Origin of the sequence: uncultured Shewanella sp., assembly GCF_947501665.1 — a bacterium.
Taxonomy (GTDB): domain Bacteria; phylum Pseudomonadota; class Gammaproteobacteria; order Enterobacterales; family Shewanellaceae; genus Shewanella.
This window is the reverse complement of the sequence record NZ_CANMWS010000060.1, coordinates 1-4245: the sequence shown is the minus strand read 5'-3', so window position 1 is coordinate 4245 and position 4245 is coordinate 1. Positions and strand designations below refer to the sequence as shown.

3 protein-coding genes and 2 tRNA genes are annotated in these 4245 nt (G+C 44.0%); all 5 read right to left on the bottom strand.

What is annotated here, in order from left to right; genetic code table 11:
* Nucleotides 1-2292: electron transport complex subunit RsxC (gene rsxC / locus Q0976_RS23820; protein WP_299497337.1), on the bottom strand; the 2292-nt coding region annotated here is incomplete at its 3' end.
* Nucleotides 2286-2855 carry an electron transport complex subunit RsxB gene (rsxB, locus tag Q0976_RS23815; RefSeq protein WP_299497339.1) on the bottom strand — a complete coding sequence of 190 codons (570 nt, stop codon included), beginning with the start codon at nucleotides 2853-2855 and terminating at the stop codon, nucleotides 2286-2288. The genes rsxC and rsxB, both read right to left, overlap by 7 nt.
* 2 nt (nucleotides 2856-2857) lie before the next feature.
* Nucleotides 2858-3436: an electron transport complex subunit RsxA gene (rsxA, locus tag Q0976_RS23810; RefSeq protein WP_299497335.1), complete on the bottom strand. Its 579-nt coding sequence runs from the start codon at nucleotides 3434-3436 to the stop codon at nucleotides 2858-2860.
* A 465-nt stretch (nucleotides 3437-3901) separates the two neighbouring features.
* A tRNA-Asn gene (locus Q0976_RS23805) sits at nucleotides 3902-3977 on the bottom strand.
* Nucleotides 3978-4047: 70 nt separating this feature from the next.
* Nucleotides 4048-4123, bottom strand: a tRNA-Asn gene (locus tag Q0976_RS23800).
* Between the last annotated feature and the right edge of the window lie 122 nt (nucleotides 4124-4245).

Below are 4245 nucleotides of genomic sequence, written 5' to 3'. Positions count from 1 at the left end.
TTTTTTATCAGACGCGGGATCTGAGGCTACATTTGAGATAAATTGAGCCGGTGTCTCTTCACGCTCAGTGATGGTGTGCTCTATCGGTTGTTTTATGACTGTTGCTTGTGCTTTTTTGGCTTTTGCCTTAGCAACGGCAGCAGCGATTCTGGCTTTTTTATCAGACGTGGGATCTGAAGCTGTATCTGAGACTGCATTAGAGATAGTGGTCTCGCTGACAACAGCTGCAGAGGCGCTATCTCGTTCAGTTGTGGCTGCTTTCACCGATGGCTTAGCGTCATCAATGGCTTTTGCTTTCTTTGCTTTGGCTCTGGCAATCGCGGCGGCAATTTTGGCTTTTTTATCTGCTGCGGGATCTGAAGCTGTATCTGAGACTACATTAGAGATAGTGGTCTCGGTGACAACAGCTGCAGAGGCGTTATCTCTTTCAGTTGTGGCTGCCTTCACCGATGGCTTGGCGTCATCAATGGCTTGTGCTTTCTTTGCTTTAGCTCTGGCAATGGCGGCGGCGATTTGCGCTTTTTTATCAGAGGTTGGCGCCATTACTGATTGTTCATCAGGTGTTTGCAGTGGAGTGTTGTCTTTGGCATTCATTTGGCTTGGTGTTGCTTGGCTCGCTTGGGCTTTTTTTGCTTTCGCTCTTGCAAGCGCAGCCGCGATTTGCGCTTTTTTATCCGTTTGTGGTGTGACATCGCTTGGACTGACAGGTGTATTATCTATATTGGTGCCAGACGTTAAGCTTTCACTCTCTTTTTTGGCTTTGATACGTGCCATTGCCGCTGCAATCACATCACTGTCTTTATTTGACATGTTGGCTTTACGTCTTGATGCAGCCTGTTGTTGCTTGGCTTCGCGAGCCGCTTTTTCATCTTCTAAACGTTGCGTTCTCGCATCAAAACGCACTTTGGCTAAATCGGCTTCTTGTTTGTCTTTGGCTTGCTCTCGTAAGGCTGATTTTGCGACGCGATAATATTCGACAAGGGGGATATCACTGGGGCAGACATAACTGCAACAGCCGCATTCGATACAATCTTGGAGGTTATAAGTGGCAGCTTTATCATATTCTTTGGCTTGGGCATGCCAAAATAACTGCTGTGGCAGTAGTAATGCTGGGCAAACTTGGGCACATTCTCCACAGCGAATACAAGGCTTTTCTTCTGGCTGAGCTTGCATTTCATTTTCGCTTGGCAATAGCAGACAATTTGTCCCTTTGATAATGGGAGCGTCGGTATGTGGAAGCATATAGCCCATCATCGGCCCGCCGATGATGACAGTTTGTGTTGGGGTATGGGGCTGCTTTAACGTTTGTCCTAACGATAATATGTGGCTGATTGGTGTACCAATGGGTAACCAGTAATTTCCCGGCTGAGATACTTGCTCTCCTGTTAGAGTGACGACACGCTTGATAAGTGGCTTATCATCAATAATGGCTTCTTTAATGGCAAAGGCAGTACCGACATTTTGCACTAACATGCCAAGTTGTGCGGGAATGGCGCCAGAAGGAACTTCTTGGCCCGTTAAAATTTGTATGAGTTGTTTTTCACCGCCCGAGGGGTATTTAGTGGGTACGGCGGTGACACGTATTGAATGATGATGAATGGGATGTGTTTTAATAGCCTGTTCAATGGCCTTAATTGCTTCTGGCTTATTATCTTCGATGGCAATAATAATACGCTTGGGCTCAATCAACTTTTGAATAATGTTGATCCCCGTTAAGATATCATCACTGTACTCTCGCATTAAGCGGTCGTCTGAGGTGATATAAGGTTCACATTCAATACCATTAATGATCAGTAACTCAATATCGCTAACAGGGTTGAGCTTGATGTGTGTTGGAAAGGCTGCGCCCCCCAATCCAGCAATACCGGCGGATTGTATGCGGGTCAATATTGCTTCATTCGTTAGTGCCTGAAAATTATTTTGAGGAGTCCGCGCACACCAAGTATCCAGTCCATCGGCTTGAATAATACAACTTAATACGGGAAGCCCTGATGCATGGTTGCTTTCTCGCTCCTCCACGGCAACGAGTGTACCTGATGTGGGGGCATGAACCGCAAGATAGGTAGCGCTATGGCCTTTAGTGAGTGGGGTTCCTTTGAGAACATGTTCACCCACATTGACGGCGAGAACAGCTTGTTCCCCTAGCTGGGGGACTGGAATGATGTATTCTTTTGCTAAAGGCAGCCTTGTGATTTTCGTTTGATTAGATAACGACTTTAATTGGGGGGGATGGATCCCGCCTGGGGATTGCCAAAGAGTGCCATTATCAATTTGTTCAAGTAAACTTAGCATGACTTTTCCTCTTCCAATACAGTGACAGGAATAGAGTTAAGCTGCCAGTTCCAATTTTTAGGGGTTTGTTTTACGGGGAGCATATCAATACAGTCTACAGGACAGGGGGCGACACAGAGATCGCAGCCTGTACAATAATCGCTGATCACAGTGTGCATTAACTTCCCGGCGCCTAAGATGGCATCGACAGGGCATGCTTGAATACACTTGGTGCAGCCAATGCATTCTTCTTCTCGAATAAAGGCCACTTTTTTTACGCTATTTTCTTCTACTTGATTTAATGGTTCAGGGTCAACTCCAACCAATGCTGCTAGTTTTTCCATAGTTGCCGTACCACCGGGAGGACATTTATTGATTTTATCCCCAGAGGTAATGGCTTCAGCATAAGGCCTGCAGCCTGGATAGCCGCATTGGCCACATTGTGTTTGTGGCAATAAGGCCTCAACTTGATCGGTGAGGGGATCTCCATCAACTTTAAATTTTTCAGCGGCAAACCCGAGCAAAAAACCGAAACACAGTGCTAATAACGTCAGCACAATGACGGCAAATAAGATACCTGACAACACTATTTAACCAACCCTGTAAAGCCCATAAAAGCAAGAGACATTAGTCCTGCTGTGATCATTGCGATTGCGCCGCCCTTGAAAGGGCTGGGAATATCAGCGGCGGCGAGCCGCTCACGCATCGCAGAAAATAAAATTAATACCATAGAAAAACCAACTGCTGCGCCAAATCCGTAGATCCCAGATTCAAATAAATTATGGTGTTCATTGGTATTGAGTAATGCAACGCCTAAAACAGCACAGTTAGTTGTGATCAGTGGCAAATAAATGCCTAATGCTCGGTGTAATGCTGCACTGGTTTTTTGTACTAACATTTCTGTAAATTGGACCACGACAGCAATGACTAATATAAAGCTCATGGTGCGTAAGTAATCTAAGTCAAAAGGAAGAAGGAGGTAGTGATCGACGAGGTAGCTTAAAATCGATGCTAAGGTCAATACAAAGGTGGTAGCCATTGACATACCAATAGCGGATTCAAGTTTACTGGATACCCCCATAAAGGGGCATAGCCCTAAAAATTTCACCAATACGAAGTTGTTGACCAGTACTGTGCTGATCAATAGTAGAAGATACTCGCTCATCTTTTTTCATAATTAAGATAATATTGCCTCTATTATCAGCTTTTCCTTGCCGTTAAACAACACATTCAGAGCAAGGTTTAAAAGTTCGCTTCAAAAATAGTCGAAAAAAGGGACATTGCGGGAATAAAACTGAAAAATGCTGAGTGTGCGGGTTTAAAAATACGTTATGCTGCGTTGTCTGTTTTCGATATAGAATAACGATTACCGTCAAACCGCCACCTTGCCTACTGCATTTTTAATTCCCGCTGAATGATCACTTACTTAGATTGGTATAACATCGCTTTTGAGAATGGACTTTTTAACAACAGAATTATGGCCGTTGATGGGTTTTGTAAACCATTGATTTGTATGATTTTGAGATCGACAACGAATAGAATAACTCTATTCATTATAAATAGAAGTATAAAATAGATAGAGTTAGGGAATAAAAAAAGTAGATAATGATGTGTTAACTGTGCGTTGAAATGGCTCCCCAGACTGGACTCGAACCAGTGACATACGGATTAACAGTCCGCCGTTCTACCAACTGAACTACAGGGGAATCGCAATATTAAATTTTTACACTTACAAATTACTGCTAGGCCAATTGATACAATCTAACTGATTGATAATGGCTCCCCAGACTGGACTCGAACCAGTGACATACGGATTAACAGTCCGCCGTTCTACCAACTGAACTACAGGGGAATCGCAATATTAAATTTTTACACTTACAAATTACTGCTAGGCCAATGATACAATCTAACTGATTGATAATGGCTCCCCAGACTGGACTCGAACCAGTGACATACGGATTAACAGTCCGCCGT

Excerpts from the sequence above, each read along its gene's own strand:
- rsxA (WP_299497335.1), bottom strand. The coding sequence starts at position 3,436 with ATGAGCGAGTATCTTCTACTATTGATCAGCACAGTACTGGTCAACAAC.